20 protein-coding genes, 3 tRNA genes and 1 pseudogene are annotated in these 24,735 nt (G+C 44.6%); 14 read left to right on the top strand and 10 right to left on the bottom strand.

Annotated elements, in window-relative coordinates:
* From QVP94_RS19015 to QVP94_RS19070, 12 genes are all read left to right on the top strand, one after another.
* The coding region (locus tag QVP94_RS19015) for a N5-glutamine methyltransferase family protein (protein ID WP_502685456.1) at positions 1-532 on the top strand (532 nt) is incomplete at its 5' end.
* Positions 529-1,029, top strand: coding sequence for a regulatory protein RecX (locus tag QVP94_RS19020; protein ID WP_022193248.1), 501 nt, complete (start codon positions 529-531; stop codon positions 1,027-1,029). The genes QVP94_RS19015 and QVP94_RS19020, both read left to right, overlap by 4 nt.
* Positions 1,010-1,699, top strand: coding sequence for a ComF family protein (locus QVP94_RS19025; protein ID WP_008772663.1), 690 nt, complete (start codon positions 1,010-1,012; stop codon positions 1,697-1,699). Before QVP94_RS19020 ends, QVP94_RS19025 begins: the two co-directional genes overlap by 20 nt.
* Before the next feature lie 86 nt (positions 1,700-1,785).
* Positions 1,786-2,421, top strand: a complete 636-nt coding sequence (gene pyrE / locus QVP94_RS19030; RefSeq protein ID WP_005858992.1) for an orotate phosphoribosyltransferase — start codon at positions 1,786-1,788, stop codon at positions 2,419-2,421.
* A gap of 22 nt (positions 2,422-2,443) precedes the next feature.
* Positions 2,444-2,857 (top strand): SRPBCC family protein, encoded by a 414-nt coding sequence (locus tag QVP94_RS19035; RefSeq protein WP_022193249.1) that lies wholly within the window; start codon positions 2,444-2,446, stop codon positions 2,855-2,857.
* 13 nt (positions 2,858-2,870) lie between these two features.
* Positions 2,871-4,211 (top strand): argininosuccinate lyase, encoded by a 1,341-nt coding sequence (gene argH, locus QVP94_RS19040; RefSeq protein WP_009016977.1) that lies wholly within the window; start codon positions 2,871-2,873, stop codon positions 4,209-4,211.
* Positions 4,204-4,677 carry a Rieske (2Fe-2S) protein gene (locus QVP94_RS19045; RefSeq protein WP_005867883.1) on the top strand — a complete coding sequence of 158 codons (474 nt, stop codon included), beginning with the start codon at positions 4,204-4,206 and terminating at the stop codon, positions 4,675-4,677. The genes argH and QVP94_RS19045 overlap by 8 nt, the downstream gene beginning before the upstream one ends.
* Before the next feature lie 73 nt (positions 4,678-4,750).
* Positions 4,751-4,823: transfer RNA gene (locus QVP94_RS19050), tRNA-Gly, on the top strand.
* Between the two features lie 23 nt (positions 4,824-4,846).
* Positions 4,847-4,931: transfer RNA gene (locus tag QVP94_RS19055), tRNA-Leu, on the top strand.
* 15 nt (positions 4,932-4,946) lie between these two features.
* Positions 4,947-5,019: transfer RNA gene (locus QVP94_RS19060), tRNA-Gly, on the top strand.
* A gap of 92 nt (positions 5,020-5,111) precedes the next feature.
* Positions 5,112-5,894, top strand: coding sequence for a HipA family kinase (locus QVP94_RS19065; RefSeq protein ID WP_022193250.1), 783 nt, complete (start codon positions 5,112-5,114; stop codon positions 5,892-5,894).
* Positions 5,872-6,255: a DUF3037 domain-containing protein gene (locus tag QVP94_RS19070; RefSeq protein ID WP_022193251.1), complete on the top strand. Its 384-nt coding sequence runs from the start codon at positions 5,872-5,874 to the stop codon at positions 6,253-6,255. Before QVP94_RS19065 ends, QVP94_RS19070 begins: the two co-directional genes overlap by 23 nt.
* An 87-nt stretch (positions 6,256-6,342) precedes the next feature.
* On the opposite strand, the gene gltA is transcribed toward QVP94_RS19070, so the two are convergent.
* The 10 genes and pseudogenes from gltA to QVP94_RS19125 all read right to left on the bottom strand — a co-directional run bounded on the left by gltA (position 6,343) and on the right by QVP94_RS19125 (position 20,013).
* The gene (gene gltA / locus QVP94_RS19075) at positions 6,343-7,818 is read right to left on the bottom strand and encodes an NADPH-dependent glutamate synthase (RefSeq protein WP_022193252.1); all 1,476 of its coding nucleotides are present in this window, start codon (positions 7,816-7,818) and stop codon (positions 6,343-6,345) included.
* A gap of 20 nt (positions 7,819-7,838) precedes the next feature.
* Complete coding sequence (locus QVP94_RS19080) at positions 7,839-8,636, bottom strand: sulfide/dihydroorotate dehydrogenase-like FAD/NAD-binding protein (protein ID WP_005859007.1); 798 nt, start codon at positions 8,634-8,636, stop codon at positions 7,839-7,841.
* A 91-nt stretch (positions 8,637-8,727) separates the two neighbouring features.
* Entirely contained in the window at positions 8,728-9,114 is a 387-nt protein-coding gene (locus QVP94_RS19085; protein WP_005859009.1) for a co-chaperone GroES, read from the bottom strand.
* A 112-nt stretch (positions 9,115-9,226) separates the two neighbouring features.
* Positions 9,227-9,820 (bottom strand): DUF4251 domain-containing protein, encoded by a 594-nt coding sequence (locus tag QVP94_RS19090; protein ID WP_005859017.1) that lies wholly within the window; start codon positions 9,818-9,820, stop codon positions 9,227-9,229.
* Between the two features lie 84 nt (positions 9,821-9,904).
* A complete protein-coding gene (locus tag QVP94_RS19095) occupies positions 9,905-11,251 on the bottom strand; it encodes an MATE family efflux transporter (RefSeq protein ID WP_008779310.1) in 1,347 nt (448 codons plus the stop codon).
* 7 nt (positions 11,252-11,258) lie between these two features.
* Entirely contained in the window at positions 11,259-12,269 is a 1,011-nt protein-coding gene (locus QVP94_RS19100; protein WP_005867848.1) for an ABC transporter ATP-binding protein, read from the bottom strand.
* Positions 12,270-12,274: 5 nt separating this feature from the next.
* Positions 12,275-13,309, bottom strand: a complete 1,035-nt coding sequence (locus QVP94_RS19105; RefSeq protein WP_005867847.1) for an iron chelate uptake ABC transporter family permease subunit — start codon at positions 13,307-13,309, stop codon at positions 12,275-12,277.
* A 48-nt stretch (positions 13,310-13,357) separates the two neighbouring features.
* A pseudogene (locus QVP94_RS19110) lies at positions 13,358-14,613 on the bottom strand (ATP-binding protein); the annotation flags it as partial.
* A gap of 805 nt (positions 14,614-15,418) precedes the next feature.
* A complete protein-coding gene (locus QVP94_RS19120; RefSeq protein ID WP_022193254.1) occupies positions 15,419-16,993 on the bottom strand; it encodes a RagB/SusD family nutrient uptake outer membrane protein in 1,575 nt (524 codons plus the stop codon).
* A 17-nt stretch (positions 16,994-17,010) separates the two neighbouring features.
* Positions 17,011-20,013, bottom strand: a complete 3,003-nt coding sequence (locus tag QVP94_RS19125; RefSeq protein WP_008777904.1) for a SusC/RagA family TonB-linked outer membrane protein — start codon at positions 20,011-20,013, stop codon at positions 17,011-17,013.
* 282 nt (positions 20,014-20,295) lie between these two features.
* Here QVP94_RS19125 and QVP94_RS19130 point away from each other — a divergent pair, with 282 nt between their 5' ends.
* Together QVP94_RS19130 and QVP94_RS19135 are read left to right on the top strand one after the other, a co-directional pair.
* Complete coding sequence (locus QVP94_RS19130; protein WP_022193255.1) at positions 20,296-23,157, top strand: SusC/RagA family TonB-linked outer membrane protein; 2,862 nt, start codon at positions 20,296-20,298, stop codon at positions 23,155-23,157.
* An 18-nt stretch (positions 23,158-23,175) separates the two neighbouring features.
* On the top strand, positions 23,176-24,732 hold the full coding sequence (locus QVP94_RS19135; RefSeq protein ID WP_005867840.1) for a RagB/SusD family nutrient uptake outer membrane protein: 1,557 nt from the start codon (positions 23,176-23,178) through the stop codon (positions 24,730-24,732).
* The last annotated feature ends 3 nt before the right edge of the window (positions 24,733-24,735 follow it).

The following is a 24,735-nucleotide window of genomic DNA, read 5'->3' on the forward strand; positions in this document are numbered from 1 at the left end:
ATCGCCCGGGGCGCTAGCCGTGGCCGAGGAGAACGCCCGACTGAATCAAGTTTCCGTATCTTTTCTCGAATTGGATATCCTTTCCGAAGGTTATCCCAGTTTCATGCAAGGAAAACTAAAGTTTCACGTAGAAGAAACAAAAGTTTCACGTAAGGAAAACAAAAGTTTCACGTACATGAAACCAAAATCCCATACGGAAGAAACCGCTGTTTCTCCTATAGGCAACTTCAATTGCATCGTCAGCAACCCTCCTTATATAATGAATAAGGAGAAAGCGACCATGGAAGCGAACGTTCTGGAGAACGAGCCTCATCTAGCCTTGTTCGTTCCCGACGACGATCCGCTTCTCTTCTACCGGGCCATCGCCCGCTTCGGACAAAGGCATTTGGCGGAAGGCGGGCATCTATACTTCGAGATCAACGCCCTTTGCGGAAAAGAGACCGTAGCGATGCTACGTCAAGAGAATTACACCGAAGTCGAATTAATACAAGATTTATACGGAAAAGACCGTATCGTAAAAGCAAAAATATGAAAGAGATAACCGAACCCGAGATGTTGCACCGGGCAGCCGCCTATTGCTCCGCCGCCGAACGCTGCATACAAGACGTACAGAAAAAGATCGATGCCGCCGGACTTCCTCCCGACGCCTCCGAGCGTATCATCGCCCGATTGCTGAAAGAGCGGGTTATCGACGAATCCCGTTACACCCGTTTCTTCGTGAACGATAAGCTACGGTTCAATAAATGGGGACGGGTAAAAATAGGATACGAGCTTTATAAGAAAAACATCCCCTCCCCGATCCGGGAAGAATCGCTCGCCGCCATCGACGAGGGAGAATACCGCTCCATCTTACTCGATTTACTAAAAAGCAAAAAGAAATCGACAAAAGGAAAAGACGAGCGGGACCTATTCAACAAGTTACTCCGTTTCGCCGCCGGACGAGGTTTCGAAAGCCAGATCACGTTGGATTGCCTAAGCCAATTATTCAAAGGAACAGACTGCGAGGATTATGCCGACGACATGGAATAATCTGCTCAACCTGTTTTTCCCAAACTTATGCAAAATATGTAAACGACCACTCGTCGAGGGAGAAGAACAAATTTGCCTGAAATGCCTATGCGACCTGCCGCACACGGGATATCATCGACAGGCGAACAACCCCGTCGAGCAACTTTTTATCGGAAAAGACCGGATCGAATACGCCACCGCTTATCTACGATACGAGAAAGGCGGAAAAGTACAAAGCCTGATCCACTCGCTCAAATACCATGATAATAAAGAGTTGGGCTATCTACTCGGACGGCAGATAGCGAGAGAGCTCCAAGCGGATCACAGCCCGATATGTACCGTAGACCTCCTTATCCCCGTTCCCCTGCATCCCCGCAAAAAACGGCAAAGAGGTTACAACCAGTCCGAATGGATCGCCTCCGGCATCCGTTCCATATGGGATATCCCCATCGATACGCAAAGTCTAGCCCGCACCACCCACACAAGTACCCAAACTCGTAAGGCCATTTACGACCGCTGGTTAAATGTATGTTCTATTTTTAATGTCATTCATCCGGAAAGCTTAAAAAACAAACATATCCTGCTCATAGACGACGTGATCACAACCGGAGCCACGATTTCCGCTTGCGCAAAGGCTTTATCAGGGATTCCGGGCATACGCATCAGCATTTTAGCCCTGTCTGTCGCATAAATATTAATAAAAAATTAACGTACGATATTCAAGGTAATGTCATTCAGTTTATCTATTTTTGCAGACTGATATAAATATAGGATTGTATGAAAACACTGGAAAGTTTAGTAGCAGAAAAATTATTAAAGATTAAAGCCGTAAAGTTGCAACCGGCCAATCCGTTTACTTGGGCATCCGGCTGGAAATCTCCGATCTACAATGACAACCGAAAGACTCTTTCTTATCCGGTCGTTCGTAGCTTCATTAAATTGGAGTTGGCTCGTGTGATTAGTGAAAAATTCGAGAACGTAGATGCCATTGCCGGTGTTGCTACAGGCGCGATCGCTCAAGGTGCTTTAGTAGCCGATTTATTAGGATTGCCATTCGTATACATCCGCTCTACGCCAAAAGATCATGGATTGGAAAACCTTATCGAGGGAGAATTGAAACCGGGTTCTAAAGTAGTGATCATCGAGGATTTGGTATCTACCGGAGGTAGTAGCTTGAAAGCCGTACAGGCCGTACGTAACTTTGGTTGCGATGTCGCGGGTATGGTAGCTATCTTTACCTATGGATTCCCTGTAGCGGAAGCCGCTTTCAAGGACGCTAAAGTAACATTGACTACATTGAGTAACTACGACGCTGTCTTGGAAGAAGCTGTCCGTACGCATTACATCGATGAGTCTGAGATCGCGGTTCTTCAGGAATGGCGTAAAGATCCGGCTAACTGGGACCCGAAATAAGTAATAAACAAAAAAACACTCAATGACTGAAGAATTTGTGAGTGAGGTCAAACAGATCCCACACAATGATGAACGTATCTTCACGATGTTGTCCGATCTTTCCAACTTGGAACGTATCAAGGATCGCATCCCGCAAGATAAAATAAAAAATTTTGAGTTCGACAGCGATACCTGTAGTTTCGCTGTCGATCCCGTTGGTAAGATTACCTTCCAGATCGTAGAAAGAGAGCCGAATAAATTAATCAAGTTCACGACGACCAACTCTCCTGTTCCCCTTTTCTTGTGGATACAATTGAAACAGGTGGCCGAGGACGACACACGGTTAAAAATCACGGTTCGTGCCGATCTGAATCCGTTCTTGAAACCAATGGTATCGAAACCTTTGCAAGAGGCTGTCGATAAAATCTCGGCCGTTATCGCCTCCTTGCCTTATTAATTCCTTTTTCATTATGGCTCAGAAACTTTGGGAAAAAAATGTACAGGTAGATCATGAAGTAGATATCTTCACGGTAGGTAAGGACCGTGAGCTGGATCTTTACCTCGCTAAATATGACGTATTAGGCTCTATGGCGCATATCACGATGCTGGAAAGTATCGGTTTGTTGACCAAAGAGGAACTAAACGTCTTATTAGCAGAATTACGGAATATATACGCCGTAGCGGATCGTGGAGAATTCATCATCGAGGAAGGCATCGAGGATGTGCACTCGCAGGTGGAACTCATGCTTACACGCCGTTTGGGCGATATGGGCAAGAAGATCCATAGCGGGCGTTCCCGCAATGATCAGGTTCTATTGGATCTGAAACTTTTCACCCGTTCGCAAATACAAGAATTGGTTGAGTTGGTTTCCGGCTTGTTCGACGTTTTGATCTCCCAGAGTAACCGGTACAAGGATGTACTGCTTCCCGGATATACGCATCTACAGGTAGCTATGCCCTCTTCGTTCGGACTTTGGTTCGGCGCTTATGCGGAGAGCTTGGTAGATGATTTGCAACTTATGCAAGCCGCATACCGTATTTGCAACCGTAACCCGCTGGGTTCCGCCGCCGGATATGGTTCATCCTTCCCGCTAAACCGCCAGATGACTACGGATTTATTAGGTTTCGACTCGCTGGACTACAATGTGGTATACGCCCAGATGGGACGTGGCAAGATGGAACGCACCGTAGCTTTCGCTATGGCGGGTATCGCCGCTACGCTCTCCAAGTTAGCGTTCGACGCTTGTATGTTCAATAGCCAGAACTTTGGCTTCATCAAACTGCCGGATCAGTTCACGACCGGCTCCAGTATCATGCCGCATAAGAAGAATCCGGATGTATTTGAGTTGACACGTGCCAAATGCAATAAGCTTCAAGGCTTGCCTCAGCAAATCATCTTGATCAGCAATAATCTTCCTTCCGGTTACTTCCGGGATCTCCAGATCATCAAGGAAGTCTTCCTACCGGCTTTCGACGAGCTGAAGGATTGCTTACGCATGGTAACTCATATGATGCGTGAGGTGAAAGTGAACGAGCATATATTGGACGATGATAAATATTCTCTATTGTTTAGCGTGGAAGAAGTGAACCGCCGTGTCTTGGCCGGAATGCCTTTCCGTGACGCTTATAAGCAAGTAGGTTTGGATATCGAGGCCGGTAAATTCGTTCCTTCGAAGAGCGTTAACCATACACACGAAGGCAGTATCGGTAATCTATGTAACGAACCAATCGCCACCATGATGCGTAGCGTGATAGGTTCTTTCTCTTTCGAACGGATGAACGAGGCTGAAAAGAAATTGATCCATGGATAAGATAAGACGGATATTTCCACTTTTGATCTTGTTTACGCTATTATCTTGCGCAGATACGATAGAGACTCGCATTCCCTATCGTGCGGTCTATCTGGAACTAGATCTGACTTATCAAGATAAAGCGTTGAATGCAATACAGGCTTATAAGATCTACACCTCTAAAGATGTAGACCAAGCTGGCGAGCAAACAGGTTTTGGAGGCGTATTGGTCTATCATGGATTGTCCAGTAACGGAACTGGAGCATTCTTCGCGTTCGATGCCGCTTGTCCTCATGAGGCATCCGCTAATGTCATCGTAGATGTGGACGAATCTGCCGTATACGCCATTTGTCCGAAATGCGGTAGTAAATTTGAACTTTTAAACGGTATCGGCAATCCGGTGGAAGGACCTTGCGCTGAGGAGAAACAAGCCCTCAAACAATATGTCGTCGATACAAACGGTAATAAAATTTACATCCATAATTAAATTTTTCACCGAAAATGTTTGGTAGTATAAATATTTGTACTACCTTTGCACTCGCAAAAGAGAAACAAACAATGCGGAAGTAGCTCAGTTGGTAGAGCATAACCTTGCCAAGGTTAGGGTCGCGGGTTCGAGTCCCGTCTTCCGCTCAACTCTTAGAGAAGAGGTGGATGCTCGAATGGTGGAATCGGTAGACACGAAGGACTTAAAATCCTTTGGCCATTGCGGCTGTGCGGGTTCAAGTCCCGCTTCGAGTACGATCTAATTTAATTGCGGAAGTAGCTCAGTTGGTAGAGCATAACCTTGCCAAGGTTAGGGTCGCGGGTTCGAGTCCCGTCTTCCGCTCGCTTCCAAAAGGCCTCGCTGTTCGAAAGAATAGCGGGGCTTTTTATTTCTAAAATATAATCGTATCTTTATCTTCAATTAAAGTGAGGGTTATGGAATTACGTACTGCGAATGTTACCCGATATATCATGCCTCTGCGGGAAGGCGGATCATTGCCTGCTTTAGCGGAGGCGGACGATGAGTTTAAATATGTCGTTAAGTTCCGGGGAGCCGGACATGGGACAAAAGCCTTGATAGCCGAGGTGATCGGAGGTGAGATCGCTCGTTGCTTGGGTTTCCATGTACCAGAATTGGTCTTCCTGAATCTTGACGAGGCTTTCGGGCGGTCGGAAGGTGACGAGGAGATACAAGACTTACTACAAGCAAGTCAAGGGCTCAATCTGGGATTACATTTTTTATCCGGAGCCTTAACTTTCGATCCGGTAGTCAATCGTGTAGATCCCAAACTCGCCTCACAAGTCGTATGGCTCGATGCTCTTTTGACAAATATAGACCGCACGGTCCGGAATACGAATATGTTGATATGGAATAATGAACTTTGGCTCATCGATCATGGAGCTTCCTTATTTTTCCATTTCTCATGGGTAAATTGGCAAAAACATGCGATCGGCCCTTTCATCCATATCAAGGATCATGTATTATTGCCACAAGCGACGCTGCTGGAGGAAGTAGACAAGGATTTCAAACGTATCTTAACGGAAGAGAAAATTCGTGAGATCGTAGGTCTAGTACCCGACGATTGGTTGCATTGGAACGATAGTCCCGGTACGCCTCAAGAGATACGTGATGTATATATCCGGTTCTTAATTGACCGAATCGCCCATTCTGACACGTTTATAAATGAAGTTCGACATGCAAGACAAACACTTATATGAATATGCCGTAATCCGTATCGTACCGAAAATCGAACGGGAGGAGTTTATCAATGTAGGCCTTATCATGTTCTGTAAACGGCCTAAATTCATCAAGGCTCGCTATCATGTAGACGAGAAGAAACTTCGTCTGTTCACATCAGATATAGATAAAGAATCTTTGTGCACCAATCTCCACGTTTTCGATAAGATATGTTCCGGCGCCAAGGATGGAGGCCCTATAGCTAGCCTAGATATTCCAGAGCGCTTTCGTTGGCTTACCGCCATAAGAAGTGCCTCTATCCAAACCTCACGTCCACATCCCGGTTTTTCCAACGATCTAGAACAGACATTTGAGAGATTATTTCAAGAATTAGTCTTATAGATAATAAACATAAATCTCCGTATCACGATAAAAGAAAAAAGACGGATCGTTTAAACAACCCGTCTTTCCTTATTAAATTAATAGATATTATACTTTTCCTTTTAAGTCCGCATCCATAGCGGCGGCGGCCTTACGACCGTCTCCCATCGCCAGAATCACGGTAGCTCCACCACGAACGATGTCACCACCGGCATACACATCGCCTAAAGTGGAACGCATACTGTCTTCCTCCACTACGATCGTACCCTTCTTGCTCACCTCCAAGCCTCCAAAGGCACGGGGTATTAATGGATTCGGAGATACACCGACGCTAACGATCACCTCATCCACATCAATTGTTTCGATAGCGCCCTCGATAGGTACCGGACGACGGCGACCAGAGGCATCCGGCTCGCCCAATTCCATCTTCTGCAAACGCATCTGTTTCACACGGCCTCTTTCATCACCTATATATTCAATCGGATTATGAAGCGTCAAGAACTCCACACCTTCTTCCTTCGCATGTTTCACCTCTTCCAGACGGGCAGGCATCTCCTCCTCGCTACGACGGTAGACGATCATAGCACGCTCAGCACCCAGACGACGAGCGGTACGGACAGAGTCCATAGCGGTATTTCCTCCACCGATCACGGCCACCTTCTTTCCTTGTAGCACCGGCGTATCACTTTCCGGATTCGCCGCATCCATTAAGTTTACACGGGTCAAATACTCGTTGGACGACATCACGCCCACAAAGTTCTCACCCGGAATGTTCATAAAGTTAGGCAGACCGGCGCCACTTGCCACAAACACGCCCTTAAAGCCATCCGCATGCAAATCATCATAACTGATCGTCTTGCCCACGATACAATCTTTCTCAAACTGTACGCCCATCTTCCGAAGGCCATCAATCTCCACGTCCACGATCTTATTCGGTAGGCGGAACTCCGGGATACCATATTTCAATACACCACCGATCTCATGCAATGCCTCGAACACAGTCACATCATATCCACGCTTCGCCATATCTCCGGCAAAAGACAATCCGGCAGGACCGGAACCTACCACGGCAATCTTGATACCGTTCTTCTCCGCGATCTCCGGAACCGAGATATTACCGCTCTCACGTTCGTAATCAGCGGCGAAACGCTCCAAGTAGCCAATGGCAACCGCTTCCTTACTCATTTTCAAATGGATACACTTGCTCTCGCATTGTTTCTCCTGCGGACAGACACGACCGCAAACAGCGGGCAGAGCACTTGTCTCTTTCAAGGTCTTAGCGGCCTCCAAGAATTCCCCACGCTCGATATTCTTGATAAAAGTAGGTATATTGATATTTACCGGACATCCCTGCATACAAGTAGGATTCGGACAATCCAAACAGCGCTCGGCCTCTTGCATGGCCTGTTCTTTTGTCAAGCCTAAGTTAACTTCCTCCAAACGGGTACGACTCCGGTATTCCGGGTCCAACTCGTTCATCTTCACGCGGGGGATATCCGCACGTTCTTTATTTTTCTTGCTTTTGCGAAGTGCCTCCCGCCAAGGTTCGGCACGACGAGCAGCGATTAATTCTTCTGTTGTCATGATTCAATTACGTGGTTTCGTTATTTCTTCTCTATATCCTTATAAGCGCCGAGACGCATAATCATCTCATCAAAATCCACTTGATGAGCATCGAACTCCGGTCCGTCCACACAAACGAACTTGGTCTTCCCGCCTACCGTGATACGGCAAGCACCACACATACCCGTTCCGTCCACCATGATCGTATTCAAGGAAGCTACGGTAGGAATCTCGTATTTCTTTGTAAGAGCGGAAACGAATTTCATCATAATGGCCGGACCGATCGTAACGCATAAATCCACCTTCTCCCGGTTGATCACGCTCTCCACACCATTCGTCACCAAGCCTTTCGTACCATACGATCCGTCATCGGTCATGATAATTACCTCATCCGAGTTTTGGCGCATCTGCTCCTCAAGGATCACCAAGTCCTTGGTACGGGCCGCCAATACGACGATCACACGGTTTCCCGCCTTATGGAAAGCCTCCACGATCGGCAACAACGGAGCGACACCTACGCCACCACCGGCACAAACAACCGTTCCAACCTTCTCGATATGGGTAGCCTGCCCTAACGGACCCACCACATCCGTGATATAGTCACCCTCGTTCAATTCACAGATTTTACGGGATGAGCCGCCTACCGCTTGGATCACCAAGGTGATGGTACCTTTCTCGGTATCCGCCCCGGCAATGGTAAGAGGTATACGTTCGCCTTTATCGCCAACCTTCACGATCACGAAGTGACCGGCCTTGCGGGAGCGGGCGATCAAAGGAGCCTCGACTTCCAGCTTCACCACGTTGGCTGAGAAATGTTCTTTACTTACAATCTTATTCATTATAATCGCTACTGTTGATAGTTTGTCTTGTTTTGCTGGCAAAAATAAGATAAAAAAGTGAATATAGCCCTATTTTCCTTAACAAAAGGCTTTATTCAAACAAACCTTCATCACGCACTAACATCAAAATAGCGGAATGAGGGACAATCAAGAACTTTTCGTCATTAAAATTGATCTCGTAAGCGGCATTCTGCAAATAGACAGCCAAATCACCTTCACGGGCTTGAAGCGGCAAGTATTGCACCTCCTCCCCTTTCTTTTTCTCCCAGACCTCATGCTCCTCAGATTGAGAAGGCAACGGATATCCGGGCCCCGTCTTTATGATATAACCCGCTTGTATCTTCTCCCCTTGTTGAACCGAGGGAGGCAGATACAATCCGGTCTTCGTCTGGCTCTGTGGATTCTTAGGCTTAATCAATACTTTATCGCCTATCATCAGAAATTTATCGATGTCTTTTTGATCTATGGATAGTTGCATGATTATAAGATGTTAAATTTTTATTTCGCGAACTTACGGAAAGTTTACCGAAAATAAAAGCGAGCCTTCTTGATGAAAGCCCGCTCTTATTTATAATGAACATTTATCTACATTAAATAGAACGTCCCTTGAACACATTCGACTCGCTCGAAGGATAGAGATTTCCCGTAAAGGATATACGGTTGCTATTAAAGTTAGGCGATACCGTGGCAGTACATTTATTCGTACCTTTCGCCATACGGAACGTAACCCTAGCGGATACCGCTACACCCTGCACATTCATCTCGTACATAACGTTTCCTTTTTTGTCAGTCTTCATCTGTACACCGGAAGTTGTTCCATCAACCGTTATACCTCCTATTCCGTTAGGACCGGCCGCCGGAGTATTAAACGCTAACTGAATGGTAGCCTTCTCACCCTTCACCGAAACGAAGTTCGTGTTCGGAGTAACATAAACAAAACTACCGCGCTTAAACTCTATACGATCCGCTTCCAATACGAAATCCTTATTCTTCAAAGCTTGCACCGCTTGTTCAAACAATGCGTTAGCCTCGGCTTCCTCCGCAGCTTTCTTCGCTGCCTTCTCTGCTTTCTTTGCTTCTTTCTCGGCCTGCTTCGCAGCTTTCTCTGCTGACTTGTCCTGCTGTGCCATCATCGACCCTGCACCAAATAATAAAACGGCGAGCAATAATACAATCTTCTTCATATTAACTCATTTTTAAAGGTTTGTCTATAAAAGTACTTTTATATGTACAATAAAAATACAATTAACATCGACATAAGTTCATCTTTAACCCTTATTTTTCACGTTTTTAACATGATACCATAAAAAGCCCCATGCGGTTACCGCCGCAATGAAATCGGAGAAAGGTTGCGCTAGCCAAACGCCATCCAATCCCCAGATCGGAGGAAATAGCAGAATAGCCGGTATCAAGAATAAAACCTGCCGACTTAGACTCAGAAACATCGCTTTCCATGCGACACCGATACTTTGAAAAAACTGGCTGATCGTAATCTGGGAACCGACAACGAAAAAGACCAGCATCGTCAGACGTAATCCATTATCCGTAATCGACACCAATTCGGCATCCGTCGAGAATACGCTAACGATCAGTCTCGGGAATAATAAACTGACGATACATCCTACCCCTGTAATCAAGGTCGATACTATAATAGACAACCGCAAGGTAGCCAATACCCGGTCATGATGCCCAGCGCCATGATTAAACCCGACAATCGGTTGCATCCCTTGGGCGATACCGATAATCAACATAACCAGCAGCATGGCGATACTGGAAATAATACCGCTGGCACCAATCGCCAAATCGCCTCCATTCTCTTTCAACGCATGGTTCATGATCACCACAACCACACTGCCCGCCAGCTGCATGGAAAATGGAGACATGCCGATCGTAAATATATTCCAAATAATGGGACCTTTCAACCGGAAATATTTCGTATGGAAACGTACGATACTATCCTTGCTGATAAAATGACTCATCACGAAAGCGGCACCGGCAGCCATGGAGATCACCGTAGCGATAGCGGCACCCTGTATCCCCATATCCAGCCAAAAGATAAAGATCGGATCTAGGATCACGTTCAAGACGGCACCGATCATCATCGTGAACATCGCCTTTTTCGGATATCCGGAAGCACGCATCACGGCATTAAAGCTAAAGCTTAATGTAGCTAGCAAATTACCCGGGATAGCGATATATAAATAGTCTTTCGCATAAGGTATCGTCTGCTCGCTTCCCCCGAACCACATTAACAAATCATCCAAGAAAATCATACTGGGGATAATCGTCAAGGCTCCGATAATGAATGTCAAAGTGAAAGCGTTTCCTAATACGTTATCTGCCAGATCATTCGCCTTACGGCCTAGATGAATGGAGACCCTTGTAGCGGCTCCCGCACCGATCAACATTCCAAATGCCTGCATAAAGAGTAGTATCGGGAAAGTCAAAGTCAATCCGGAGATAGCTAGCGCACCCACTCCTTGTCCGATAAATATACGATCTACGATATTATAAAGAGCATTAACCATGGTCCCGATAACGGCGGGAATCGCGTAATGTACCAACAAACGGCCTATATTCTCATTTTCCAGCCGCCATGTAATCTCATTTGACATATATAACTTATGATTTATGAATTATGATTGAGATCATCTCCGCCACACTTCCTACGATTCTCGTGCCCTCTTCCGCAGGGAACTGAATACGCAGGCTATCCGGAGCATTACAATAAACACTTATATAATCCTCGCTAACCGACGAGGGCTTAAAGCCATTCCGGATCAAGGCATTCCCAACCCAATAAGAAGTCATAAAATCCCCCTCAACCCCAATAAGCTTTGTTGGAGCTGCCGTATTCAATTTCCCGGTATTCGGATCAAACACGATTCCTTCCTTGCTAAAGAAAGTCTCGAAAGCTCCTCCCATAATCAAGTCCTCCGGCGTTCCACATGCCATTGGGCGACTTTTCTCCTGTAACCATAGACAGTCTCCCAGCTGGATCGCCAAATCAAGATCATGCGTCGATAGCAGAATCGCTTTTTGTTGCTCTACCGCTAAAGTATGTAACAAGACCATAGTCTCTATCCGACTTGTCACATCTAAAAAGGCCGTCGGCTCATCCAACAATATGATGGGGCATTGCTGTGCCAGCGCTTTGGCGATCATGGCTTTCTGACGCTCGCCATCACTAAGTTCCGACACATAATTATAAGCCTTATGAGCGATACCGGCGGCAGCAAGCGATTCCTCGATAATCCTGCGATCTTCCTGCCTTAATTGTCCGAAAAAGCCGGTATAGGGATGTCTTCCTAAAGAGACCAACTCGTAAACCGTTATTCCACCGGCATTTGTCTTCTCCGTGAGAACAACACCTACCATCCGGGAAAAATCACCTTGCGAGTAAGAGGCCAACGGCTTTCCTTTCAATTCGATCTCGCCCCCCAGAGAGGGCTGGAAGCCGCACAGCGTACGCAATAAGGTAGACTTTCCCGCACCATTCAACCCGAGAAGGCAAGTCACCTCGCCCGGATATAAATTCAAGTCGAGGGCATCATGCACCAACTTTAGGTGTCCACCTTTCAAAACATATCCAATACTCAGATTTCTTGTCCTTATAACTGGAATCCTTTCCATAACCACTAATTAAAATATTGAATATTCTTCCGGTTCACGATTACGTAAATAATAACAGGCGCCCCAAGCATAGGGGTAACGGCATTCAATGGCAGGATCGTATTACTGCCCGGTACCACCATCAGCATATTACATAGAAGAGCAACGCAGGAACCTGTCAGCATTGTAACTGGCACCAACATCTTATGATTGGAAGAGCCTAACATCAACCGGGCGATATGTGGAACTGCTAATCCGACAAAGGAAATGGGGCCGCAAAAAGCAGTAGTTGTAGCCGTTAATACTCCCGTACACAAAAGAATCGCGATCCGTGTTCGTTTGATCCGGATACCTAAATTAGCGGCATACATTTCTCCCAATAATAAGGCATTCAAAGGCTTGATCAGCAAGATCGCTAATAACAGCCCGATTAACGCACAAGTTCCAAAGAATGGTAATTGTTCCAAGGATACACCGGAAAAATTACCAAGCCCCCACATCACGAACGCATGTACCCGGTCTGTAGATGAATAATAATTCAAGATAGAAATAACCGAAGAAGCTAGATAGCCAATCATGATTCCGATAATCAGAAGCATGACATTATTCTTCACTTTTGCCGAAAAATAGATAATCAGTCCCAGTATCACGCAAGCCCCCACAAAGGCCGCGAGGATTACCGCCATATATCCGCTGATCGGCCAATCCGTGAACTGCTCCAACGTACCACCGAAATAGAGCATGATAGCGGCTACTCCAAGATTAGCGCCATCACTAATGCCCAATATGGAAGGTCCCGCCAACGGATTCCGGAACAATGTCTGTAATAGCAACCCGCTGGTAGCCAAGGAAGCCCCCGCCAATAATGCGGTTATAGCCTGAGGCAAACGAGATTGCAACACGATATTCTGCCATGCGATCTTATCAGATCCCTTCCCCAGCAAAATATCCATCACGTGATCCAAAGGAATCGGTACGGCCCCATACGCCAGCCCTCCCACAAAGAGCACCAAAAGAACCACCCCCAACAACGGATAAAAAAGCAGTGCTTGTTTGTTCATGGCGCGAAGGTATACAAAAAAGCGGAGTTATGTTATACTTCTCCCTACCTCACGAAGAAAACCAAAATATTGCTCACGTACGCAATTATTAGGAATACACATTCTTAAACGATCGCCTCGAGTACCACACATCGTAAGCAAACCGTAATAATAAAGTAGACTACGGAAATTATCTATATCCGTTACCCGTTCGGCAGGAAAGGATGTATGTAAGTCCACCAAGATCTTTCCTTTTGCCGCGATTTCCTCGATGGTACCCATACGATTTTCCTCCTGTACAGAGTCACGATCAATACGTGCCAGCATCTTCAGCTTACTATAGTCCGTTCGGATATTCTTATCGGCCATTTCTCCCGGGGAACAATGAAAATCAACTTGCCAACGTAAATAATACAAAGTCATATCACAGTTAAAAATCCGATCGTCACCCAAGCTCTCTCTTGCGAAACAGTAATTATCATACCAAGGCTTCATTTCCGTAATCATAGCCTCAGCATCCCCTTTGAGCATATCGTTTTGCTGATAATAACGGAACATCTCACGAACATCCGTTTCATCAAAACCCATCATGGCATTAAAACGAGGATCTACCGAGATATTCCAGTCTATATTATATCCACTCGACAAATCATCCAGCGTCACAGGGCTTACCCCCATCATGAATATACGGTCAAACATTCCCTTGAATTGTTTGAAATACTCCCGGTAGAAACCACTGGCGTGAGTCAAGTCATGAAACATTCGCTGCCCATGCTCACTCAATATCACATTGGTAAAGTTGTCGTACTCATCTATAATGAGATACAGGGGATATCCCTTTTCCTTCGCTTTTACCTCTATGTAAGCCAGCTTAGACTTCGCGCTTTCTATATGCTCGACGGTCTCCTTAAAATCAGCGTCATAATAAGCTGCGTACACATGCGCGAACTGATTAATGATTAAGCCGCAATAATCATTGAAACTTGTCATCAGGTCCGCTCCCGGCATCGAACAGCCCGCTTTAGAGAAATCGAAATAAAGTACCTGATACTTATTCCTTTCACCGGTTGGATGCGTACCAATCCAGAGATCTCCAAAATATGCATCAAAATCATCCTGACGCAATATATCATAATACGTTAATACGTACGCATCATGCTTAGGAATACGCTCTTGCCAAACCGTCTCGGACGGATCAAGAAAAGATAGCTAGGCATCTTCTCGATAAGCGGAAGGTACATCGTTTTATCCACGAAATAGAAATTACCATTCCTTATTCGATTGAAATCTGATAATCCGTAAGGGATTCCTTTCACTTGACTCATATACTGGATAACTTTTATACTTGTTGTAGGCAAAGTTAGTCTATTCCTTGCAATAAGCACTAATATTTAGAAAAAAGAGCAACCACAATGTTTGCAAATGCATTTATTCAAGTTTAGTTCACAAACGAATGCATCTGTCTGTTGTTTTGGTTCGATAAAACTCGATCAAGTCATTCATTTCAATATTTTGCTTACAGTTCCATTCTCTCAAAAGGAGATGCTTTGGTCGTTGAGAAGCACACTATTTTTGGCTGTTGAAGTGAATAACTAACGGCTTGTCGAGTGAATAACTAACGGCTTGTCGAGTGAATAACTAACGACTATACCTAGCCGTTAGCTTGCGGCTTGGGAAGTGAATAACTAATCACTTGAAAAGCCTTTTACGAGTGACTTAATCAACTGTATACCAGATATATTTCGCAAACGCATTTTACTACTCAACTAGCTCTTCAACTAAATTAAAGAAGAACCAGCTATTTCAAGAAAAGACACACTGTGGCTAAAGCCCAAAAAGCAAGTTATATTATACCAGTTAGATTGTCACGGTTATACTATGGGCATGATTTTGAGATGGGAAATAAGAATAAAGAGGAGATATGTTTCTGCACGGAAATAAGGTGTGTCAAGGAAACATCAAAAAAGGATCAAAAGGGCGTTTTTCAAGAAATCACTATAAGGCAATGGATTGCTAAAATTTTCTTTCAAATTTGATGACAAGACATACTTTGGCTCGAAATAAACGATTCTTCCTTACTTTAGTGAGCTAGACAAAGTACTACCGTACCTCATCTAGCTCTGAAAGTCTTTATTTGAATGCAGGATAACCCGGATTCTGAGTCAATTTATCGTTAGATTGATAAGCATCTTGAGATATAGGGAACAATTTCAAATAATCATCTGTCTTTCTCACACAATTTGAAGCAGCCCACATACCTTTGTCATAGACCCCGAAACGGATATCATCCTGGCGGTTGTGCATCTCCCAAGACAATTCGAGGCGACGCTCAAGAAGGATATCATCCAGCGTAACAGTAGCGTAATTGTGATTGGAATCACCAAACGCACGTTCACGGACTTGATTAACCAAGCTTGTGGCCTCAGACGCACTACCACCACTACGAAGCAATGCCTCTGCTTTCATTAAAAGAACATCCGCATAACGGAACACATGGAAGTCATTACCCATAGCGTCTGTCAAAGTCGTTGAGTACGGCCATTTCTGGCAACGTGCGCCATCGTGCTGATTTACCGCTCCCCAAGTTGTTCCATCATATTCCGTACCAGCCAACATAGTAACATCGATCGTATGGTTCAACAAGAAACCATGGTCTGTCTCAATAGGCTCACCGGTCGAGGCATTATACATCTGGCCGATCAAGAATGTAGCTTCCTTACGAGGATCGTCATCAGAGAACAATTTAACATATTCCGGCTGCGCACAAACACCATTCCAAGCAGAAACACCGTTAGAAAGAGCCAACTGATCTTTGTAGTGCAACGTACGGTTCATCAATTGCCAACGATTATCCTTATCCGTATCCGTCTCTGAGAACGGAGCGGCCAAGATCGCCTCACGAGAACTCTCGTTCGTCAAGGAGAAGTTTGCCTTAAAGTCCGGCTCTAATATATAACCCATCGCCATCACCTTGTCGCAACACTCTGCGGCCATCTGGTAAGCATTGTTACAACTTACACCCCAAGCTTCCGCATTCAAATATAATTTAGCCAACAACGTATAAGCTGCACCTTTCGTAAACTTAGCATAACCATTTTCACGACCCGGACAAGTTTCCGCAATCTCTGTCACTTCTTTAATCAACCAATCAAACACGGCCTGGCGAGGTTGGCAAGCCGGAAGTTCCTTATCCGCATAATCAGTAACCAATGGAATATTGCCCCAATCGTCCATCATCTTGTAAATCCAAAAAGCACGGATACCTCGGATTTCAGATGTATATAGAGACATCTGTTCGTCCGATAAGAAATCAGAAGATTCCACTACCTTCAAGTTGGCATTACAAGTACCGATAGCCTCAGAAGCCGTAGACCATGCTCCCTTGATCACAGAAGTCTGCGAAGTCCATGTGTGCATGTAGATCTCACGATACTGACCACCATCATACCAGTCGCCACCCTTACGGGTAGGAGTAACAGCATCAGATCCCGACATCACATCCAGCGCAATAAAATTTCCATCCGCAGGATAATTCTTCAATGTCTTATACACGGTCCCTACCAACACACTGATCTCCGAATCAGTATAACCGAATGAATCCGCAGGGACATTATCGTATACCGTTTCATCCAAGTTCGTACACGCTGGCATAGAAAAAAGGAGAGCCGTACCAGTCAAGAACGATATTATATTTCTTTTTTTCATAACGAATGCATTTAAAATTAGAATGATAAGTTAACACCAAATGTAAATGAACGAGCCTTCGGCATATAGTTACGCGGTTCGATACCCGGTGACAGACCGGCATCCGTATCGCTAGCCTCGCCACGGAAGAGCTCCACTTCCGGATCCAAACCGGAATAGCTTGTGATTACGAACAAGTTCTGAGCAGCTACATAAATACGGGCTTTGTCTAGCCAATCAATCTTCTTCGTATTGAATGTATAACCAATAGACATATTATCCAAACGGGCGAAAGAGGCATTCTCCAAATAATATGAGCTTACACGCGAATTCTCTCTCAGTAACATCAAGTCATCACCTTTCATAGCGTTAGCTCCGGCTACATAGGTATTATTACCATAAGCGGCACGCGGGTTGTTCAACAACTTGCCACCGATCTGCCCACGTAAGAAGAAGCTGGCATCCCAATTCTTCCAAGTGAAGGTATTGTTCCATCCAAATGTCAAATCCGGCTGGGAATCACCTACGTATGTACGGTCATCGTCCGAGATTTGTCCATCCTTATTGACATCTTCCATAATAAACTTACCGTTTTCATCAATGCCGTTACATTTCAACATAAAGAACTGACCGACCGGATAGCCTTCCTCTACCACATGAGAAGTCACGCCGGAAGCACCGCGGATCCACGGATCACCTACATAAACACGGCTTGTTGAAAACAGGTCGTTAGACAACTTCGTGATCTCATTCTTATTGTGAGACAAATTAATAGAAGTATTCCAGTTAAAGCTCTTGTTTCGGATCACGTCTAAGTTCAACATGACCTCGATACCCTTATTGCTCATATCACCAACGTTGGCAGCGATCTTTTTATACACATACGTTGGAGTCGGTACAGCATAGTCATAAAGCATATCGGAAGTCTTCTTACTATAATATTCTACCGTACCGCCCAAGCGACCGTTAAATAACTGGAAGTCTACACCGATATTAAACATAGCAGTTGATTCCCACTTCAAATCCGGGTTCGGGTTCTGCGTGATACGGAAAGAGGTAGATGTACCACCACCGTTATAATAAGTACCATACGGCTGATACAACTCCAAGCTCTTATAAGGCTTCAAACCATCTTGATTACCTGTCACACCATAACCAGCACGCAACTTCAAGTCGTTCAACCAACTGATATCCTGCATAAAGGCCTCTTGAGAAATACCCCAAGCAGCAGATACAGACGGGAACCATCCCCATTTATGATTAGCACCGAACTTAGAAGAACCATCACGACGCATCGTAGCGGTGATCATATATCGCTCATCGTAGCTATAGTGCGCACGAGCAAAGAAAGAGATCAATTTATAGTCATTCTTGCTGGAAGTCACATTACCGATCTTCAAATCGTTACCAGCTTGGATAGAGTTGGCACCCATAGATGCTACAGAGAACTGTGTTGCCAAAGATTCTTGCGACTGATAACCGTTGGTTTCCCAAGAATAACCCAGCAAAGCGTTCAGTTTATGTTTTTCCTCCGCACCGAAAGACTTGTTATAGTCGGCCGTCCATTCCATCAACTCACGATCCCATACGAAGTTGCGTCTCTTGGCATAGCCATTCGAGCTATCACCCAAAGAGTTTCCAGCACCACCACCTAACGCATTGTCGGGGCTTTCCCATTGGCTATAATCGCTAGTATAACGACTCTTATATAAGTTCGCCTTTACGTTCAGGCCCTCAATTACTTCAAACTGCACATCGCCTTGTCCATAGAAATAATTATTTTTGAATAATTTGTAGTTTTCATCTTGGGCTTTCACCATGTTACCTTGGTTATAAGCGTTGTCGTTACCCGTAAAATAAGAGCCATCCTCATTGTAAATCGGAACGACCGGAACATTATTGTAAGCAGCGATGAAATAGTCGGCAAACGTAGCTTGCATATCTGTCAAGGTAGCAGCTCCCGTCAAACCAATACGCAAACGATCATTGATAGCTCGTTGCTGGAATTGGAAGCGGAAACTGTGACGCTTCATCCAGTTATCACGAGCGATACCCTTACGATCTAAGTAAGTATAAGACGCACGATAGTTACTTTTGGAAGAACCTCCAGACAATGACAAGGCATGATTCTGAGAAATACCCGTACGTAATAAAGCACCGAACCAGTCAGTATCAGCGTTATATTTGTCATATTGCGAGATGTCACTACCCAATTGTTTGTTCACATCACGCCATTCGGAAGCATTCAGCATATCCGGTTTGTTAGCAACCTTATCCATTGTCACATAACCATCATAATTAATCTGAGTCTTAGCTCCCGAACCTCTCTTGGTCGTAATCAAGATAACACCACCTGCGGCACGAGAACCATAGATAGCAGCAGAAGAGGCATCCTTCAATACGGAAATAGACTCGATATCTGAAGGAGAAACCGTAGACATATCACCACCGGGAACACCATCGATAACGATCATAGGACCTTGATCGTTTTGCAAGGTAGAAGTACCACGCAAACGAATCTGAGAGCTACGAGTCACATCACCAGAGCCAGAAGTAATCTGCAAACCAGCCACTTTACCTTGTAGCAAATCTGAAGCATCACGATTAACACCCTTGTTGAAGTTTTCCTCGGAGACATTGGCTACAGATCCGGTAATCTCCTTACGAGTCTGCGTACCATAACCGATCGCAACAACCTCACCCAAATTTACTACGGATGGAGCTAATTTAACGTCCACTTTGTTACGTCCTTTAACACCTTCTTCCAAAGTGTTATAACCAATAAAAGAAAATTGAAGAACGGCTTTTTTCAAGTCGTTAAGCGTTAGAGTGTAATTACCGTCAATATCGGTAATCGTACCATTGGTAGTACCCTTTTCTACAATGTTCGCACCGATGATGGGCTCACCTTGTTCATCTAGAACTTTTCCTTTAACAGCGCCAGATTGGGCAAAAGCCGCTGTCATGCAAAAAGACATCAACACTGAAAGTATCACTACCTTACAGCGTCTGAAAGAATCAAATGTTTTCTTTCGTTGCATAATTACTTAATTTTTAGGTTAACAATCATTGAATTCACAAACACAATTGAGAATTTTCGAGGCAAATATAATAACTTTTTTAAAATTAAACCATGATAATGTAAAAAAACATTACATAAAACTATCCATACTTTATTTTGATGATTGATTTATTTTCACTCTATTGTGTAATACTCATATGGTACCTGATATACCTAGATGCTACCATGCTTGATTTTTTATTACAGAAAAATATTGAATATGTTTGATATTAACAAAGTATACGTAGCATGATTCTAAACCATGGTACTAGATGAACTTGGTGAACCCATCATCGGTGCGAACATCGTAGAAAAGGGAACTACCAATGGTACTATCACTGACATGGACGGTAACTACAGCCTTACCGTAAATGATTTAAAAAAGGCTGTTCTTCAAGCATCCTTTATTGGTTATAACACGATCGAAGAGAGTGTTAAAGGACGTAGCACGGTAGAGATTAAGTTATCTCCATCCGTAGTAAACTTAGGAGAGGTCGTGGCGATCGGTTACGGTACGCAGACCCGTAGGGAGATCACAGGATCCGTGGCGAACGTATCCGAAGAAAGTTTTAACAAAGGTATCACACGTGACGCTTCCGACTTGTTGCAAGGCAAGGTAGCTGGTTTGACGATCACTTCCGGCTCCGGTGATGTGACGCGTGGATCTACGATGCGTTTGCGTGGTACATCCACGTTGCAGAACGACCAAGGTCCGTTAATCGTTATCGATGGTATTCCCGGTGGTGATATGTCGACGGTAGCTCCTTCCGATATCGAGTCTATCTCCGTCTTGAAAGATGCCTCCTCCGCCGCTATCTACGGCTCTCGTGCCGCTGGTGGTGTAGTATTGATTACGACCAAGAGAGGTTCTGGCTCCAAGACACAAATCAGCTATGATGGTTATGTTGCCTTTGATCAGATGGCCAATAAGCCCGATTTAATGAATGCGGACGAATGGAGAGGTTACGCAAATAGCAAAGGTCTAGACTATAGCGTATACGACCAATATGGTGCCGACACAGATTGGTTTGATGAACTGACTCGTACCGGAGTTTCTCAGAACCATTCAATCTCTTTGTCTGGTGGTGGTTCTAAGAACAACTATCGTGCGTCCTATACCTATTTGGATCGAAATGGTATCATGCGCGATAACGATATGCAACGCCATAGCTTCCGCTTCCAGTTCCAGCAGCGTGCGATCAATGACCGTTTGCGTATTGGTTTGGCTGGATCTGCTACCTTGACAGACTCACATGTTCCGAATGGTGACAACTTCGTGTTGGCATACAGCATGTTGCCTGTTTACCCAGTTTATAACGCTGATGGTTCTTACTTCACGAAAGTTAATGTGGAGTATGACCAAGGTAATCCTGTTCAAAACCAAAATCTGAACGAGCGAAAAAACAGCAACGTTTATTTTTATGGTGCCGGTGATATCCAATTTGAGATTATCAACGGATTGAACATCAAGGCAAATTTATATAAGAGCCGTTTCTCTAATGAGTATAGCCGCTATGACGACTCTCGTACGACGGTCGGACAGGGTAATAATGGCTTTGCGCAAAAACGTAATCGGGCATGGGATCGTAACTTGATGGAGTGGACTTTGGACTACAATAAGTCTTTTGGTGCGGACGAAAAACATAAATTGAATGCGATTCTCGGTTACTCTTGGGAGGATAACACATATTCTTATTTCTTCGCTCAAAACCGCAACTTTTTGATCAACGATTTGTCATATAACGCTTTGCAATCCGGAGCCGGATTAAAGACAGGCGACGTTGAGTCTGGTAAGAACTACTACAAATTGATCTCTATGTTCGCCCGCGCTCACTATAGCTATGACGAGCGTTATATGATTACGGCTACCGTCCGTCGAGATGGTTCCTCTAAGTTCGGTGCGAATCATAAATGGGGTACGTTCCCCTCTGTTTCCGCAGCTTGGGGTATCTCACAAGAGGCATTCATGCAAGACGTAAACTGGATCAATGACTTGAAGTTACGTGCGGGCTACGGTGTTACCGGTAACCAAGATGGTTTACAGCCGTATAAGAGCATGGAGCTTTATGGCATGTCCGGTATCTATTATGACAATGGTAATTGGGCTACATCTTATAAGATTTCCCAGAATGCCAACCCGGATTTGAAATGGGAGTCTACGGCTATGTTAAACATCGGTTTAGATTTCTCTTTGTTCAATGGCCGTTTAGGTGGTACAATCGAATGGTATGACAAACGTACATCAGACATGCTTTATACTTACAAGGTTCCGACTCCTCCGTATGTTTACGACCGTATGCAAGCCAATGTAGGTGATATGAAAAATACAGGTATCGAGGTTTTGTTAAACTTAGATGTGATCCGTAACAAGACATTCAACTGGAATATGTCATTGAACTTGTCCCACAATAAGAATGAAATCACGAAGTTGTCAAGCGATCTTTATACGACAGACCGTATTTATACAGGCGATCCATGGATCCGTGGTGCTTCCGGCGTAACTTCTCACGTAGTAGAGGAAGGCCGTCCCGTAGGACAATTCTTCATGCTGGAATGTACGGGTATCAAGGACGGAAAATATATCATTACGGATTTGAACGGTGATGGTGAGATCTCGGACGATGACCGCACATACGTAGGAGACGCACAACCAGACTTGACATTTGGATGGCAAAATAATTTCACTTGGAAGAACTGGGATTTCAGCTTCTTCTTCCGTGGAACGATCGGCAACAAGGTATTGAACAACCCGCGTGCGGCTTATGCGAATAATACGTACTTGATCGGTACAAACGCATTAGATGATGAATTGACTTATACGATGAAAGAATCTTCTCGCGTATGTTCTTATTATTTGGAGAATGGTTCGTTCATCCGTTTGGATAACTTGGCCTTAGGTTACACCTTCGATACGAAGAAGATTAATTGGTTGGATAAAGCTCGTCTTTATTTCGCCGCTCAGAACTTATTCGTAATTACTGGATACAAAGGTTTAGACCCAGAGGTTGAATTGTTCCGTGGTGAATCTTCCGATACGGATGCTGGTTTGTCTCCGGGTATTGAGCCTCGTCAATTCTTCCCGAAGGCACGTACCTTCACATTGGGTGTTAATTTAACTTTCTAAATCAAATCGTTATTAATTATGAATAAAAAATCAATTATATCATTATTTACTGGTGCTGCACTAATGTTTTCCATGCCCTCCTGTACGGATTTGGATGAAACGGTGTATGATAAGATTCCAGCAGAAAACTTCGGTAAAACCGATGGTGAAATCAATTCGATCATTGGCCCTGCATACAATACATTTAAAAGATATTTCTCTGACGCATGTATTGCTTTATCGGAATGCTCAGGAGATATGGCGGTCGTACCTACCCGTAAAGGTGGTGACTGGTATGATGGTGGTCAGTATCGTGAGTTACACATGCACGCATGGACTGCGAATACCTCAGCCGTGAAAAACGCATGGTCAAGATCTACGGAAGCGATCTCTGCTTGTAACTTAATTTACGAGACTATTAGTACTTCCGCATTGGAAGAATCCGCAAAAGCTAGAGCGTTAGCGGAAATCCGCGGTGTACGTGCGTTCTGGATTTATTACCTGATGGATAATTGGGGAAATGTTCCATTGAGTATAGATTACAATGACACAGAACTGCCCACTTGCAAAACAAGGAAGGAAGTTTATGATTGGTTGGTTAAAGAGGTAAACGAGATCAAGGACTTGCTTCGTGAAGATGTTTCTGACGCTAGTTATGGAAAATTCACGAAAGGTGCCGCTTATACCTTATTGGCAAAGTTGTACCTAAACGCAGAGGCTTGGGGCGTAGACTCTCCTCGATATAAAGAGGCCGCTGACGCTTGTGATGTCGTGATGGGGCTTCCTTATATATTAGAGGCTAACTGGAAAACAAATTTCCAAGTAAATAACCAACAATCAAGAGAAGCTATCTTGGCTTGCTGCTTTAGTGCGAACGATACGGAATGGCAAAATCAATTACATTACCGTACTTTGCACTATAAAGATAATATACCTCTTGGAGCTACTTTCAGCGCATGGAACGGTATTTGCGCACAGCCGGATTATGTATTGCTATTCGACAAGGAAGATCCTCGCTATGAAGGCTCTTTCTTAGTAGGTCCAAGTATCGACCCAGCTACTGGGAAAGTGTTGATCACGGCACACGACCGTCCTTTGATACACACTCCGGAAGTTACAGTTATCCCCGGAACGGAACGTGATGGTACGATTTGGGGTGACGTGAACCAAGAAGACGGCGCTCGTTGTAACAAATGGACTTTCGATAAGTCCTTAACTAATGCGATGGAGAATGATTTCCATATCTTCCGTCTGGCTGATGTATATTTGATGAAAGCAGAGTGTTTGATACGCACAGGAGGCAACAATGCGGAGGCTACACGTTTGGTCAATGCGGTCCGCGAACGTGCTTACGGTAACTCTAACCACAATTACGCATCCGTAGATCTAGAAAAGATCGCCTTAGAACGTAAGTTCGAGTTGGCATGGGAATGCCACGCACGTCAAGACAATATTCGCTTTGGAACTTTCCAAAACGCTCGTTGGCTGAAATCTGAAACGAAAGGGAAAGACTACATGAATATCTTCCCGATCTCTCAAGACGCATGGCAAACGAACCAGAACTTAAAACAGAACCCGGGTTATCCCGCATTCTAAAAT

The organism is Parabacteroides sp. CAG:2, assembly GCF_000436315.1.
GTDB lineage: Bacteria > Bacteroidota > Bacteroidia > Bacteroidales > Tannerellaceae > Parabacteroides > Parabacteroides distasonis.

What these genes read in the sequence shown, in the direction of transcription:
- QVP94_RS19020 (WP_022193248.1), top strand. Translation starts at nt 529, where the DNA reads ATGAAAGAGATAACCGAACCCGAGATGTTGCACCGGGCAGCCGCCTAT.
- QVP94_RS19025 (WP_008772663.1), top strand. Translation starts at nt 1,010, where the DNA reads ATGCCGACGACATGGAATAATCTGCTCAACCTGTTTTTCCCAAACTTA.
- pyrE (WP_005858992.1), top strand. Translation starts at nt 1,786, where the DNA reads ATGAAAACACTGGAAAGTTTAGTAGCAGAAAAATTATTAAAGATTAAA.
- QVP94_RS19035 (WP_022193249.1), top strand. Translation starts at nt 2,444, where the DNA reads ATGACTGAAGAATTTGTGAGTGAGGTCAAACAGATCCCACACAATGAT.
- argH (WP_009016977.1), top strand. Translation starts at nt 2,871, where the DNA reads ATGGCTCAGAAACTTTGGGAAAAAAATGTACAGGTAGATCATGAAGTA.
- QVP94_RS19045 (WP_005867883.1), top strand. Translation starts at nt 4,204, where the DNA reads ATGGATAAGATAAGACGGATATTTCCACTTTTGATCTTGTTTACGCTA.
- QVP94_RS19065 (WP_022193250.1), top strand. Translation starts at nt 5,112, where the DNA reads ATGGAATTACGTACTGCGAATGTTACCCGATATATCATGCCTCTGCGG.
- QVP94_RS19070 (WP_022193251.1), top strand. Translation starts at nt 5,872, where the DNA reads ATGCAAGACAAACACTTATATGAATATGCCGTAATCCGTATCGTACCG.
- gltA (WP_022193252.1), bottom strand. Translation starts at nt 7,818, where the DNA reads ATGACAACAGAAGAATTAATCGCTGCTCGTCGTGCCGAACCTTGGCGG.
- QVP94_RS19080 (WP_005859007.1), bottom strand. Translation starts at nt 8,636, where the DNA reads ATGAATAAGATTGTAAGTAAAGAACATTTCTCAGCCAACGTGGTGAAG.
- QVP94_RS19085 (WP_005859009.1), bottom strand. Translation starts at nt 9,114, where the DNA reads ATGCAACTATCCATAGATCAAAAAGACATCGATAAATTTCTGATGATA.
- QVP94_RS19090 (WP_005859017.1), bottom strand. Translation starts at nt 9,820, where the DNA reads ATGAAGAAGATTGTATTATTGCTCGCCGTTTTATTATTTGGTGCAGGG.
- QVP94_RS19095 (WP_008779310.1), bottom strand. Translation starts at nt 11,251, where the DNA reads ATGTCAAATGAGATTACATGGCGGCTGGAAAATGAGAATATAGGCCGT.
- QVP94_RS19100 (WP_005867848.1), bottom strand. Translation starts at nt 12,269, where the DNA reads ATGGAAAGGATTCCAGTTATAAGGACAAGAAATCTGAGTATTGGATAT.
- QVP94_RS19105 (WP_005867847.1), bottom strand. Translation starts at nt 13,309, where the DNA reads ATGAACAAACAAGCACTGCTTTTTTATCCGTTGTTGGGGGTGGTTCTT.
- QVP94_RS19120 (WP_022193254.1), bottom strand. Translation starts at nt 16,993, where the DNA reads ATGAAAAAAAGAAATATAATATCGTTCTTGACTGGTACGGCTCTCCTT.
- QVP94_RS19125 (WP_008777904.1), bottom strand. Translation starts at nt 20,013, where the DNA reads ATGCAACGAAAGAAAACATTTGATTCTTTCAGACGCTGTAAGGTAGTG.
- QVP94_RS19130 (WP_022193255.1), top strand. Translation starts at nt 20,296, where the DNA reads ATGGTACTAGATGAACTTGGTGAACCCATCATCGGTGCGAACATCGTA.
- QVP94_RS19135 (WP_005867840.1), top strand. Translation starts at nt 23,176, where the DNA reads ATGAATAAAAAATCAATTATATCATTATTTACTGGTGCTGCACTAATG.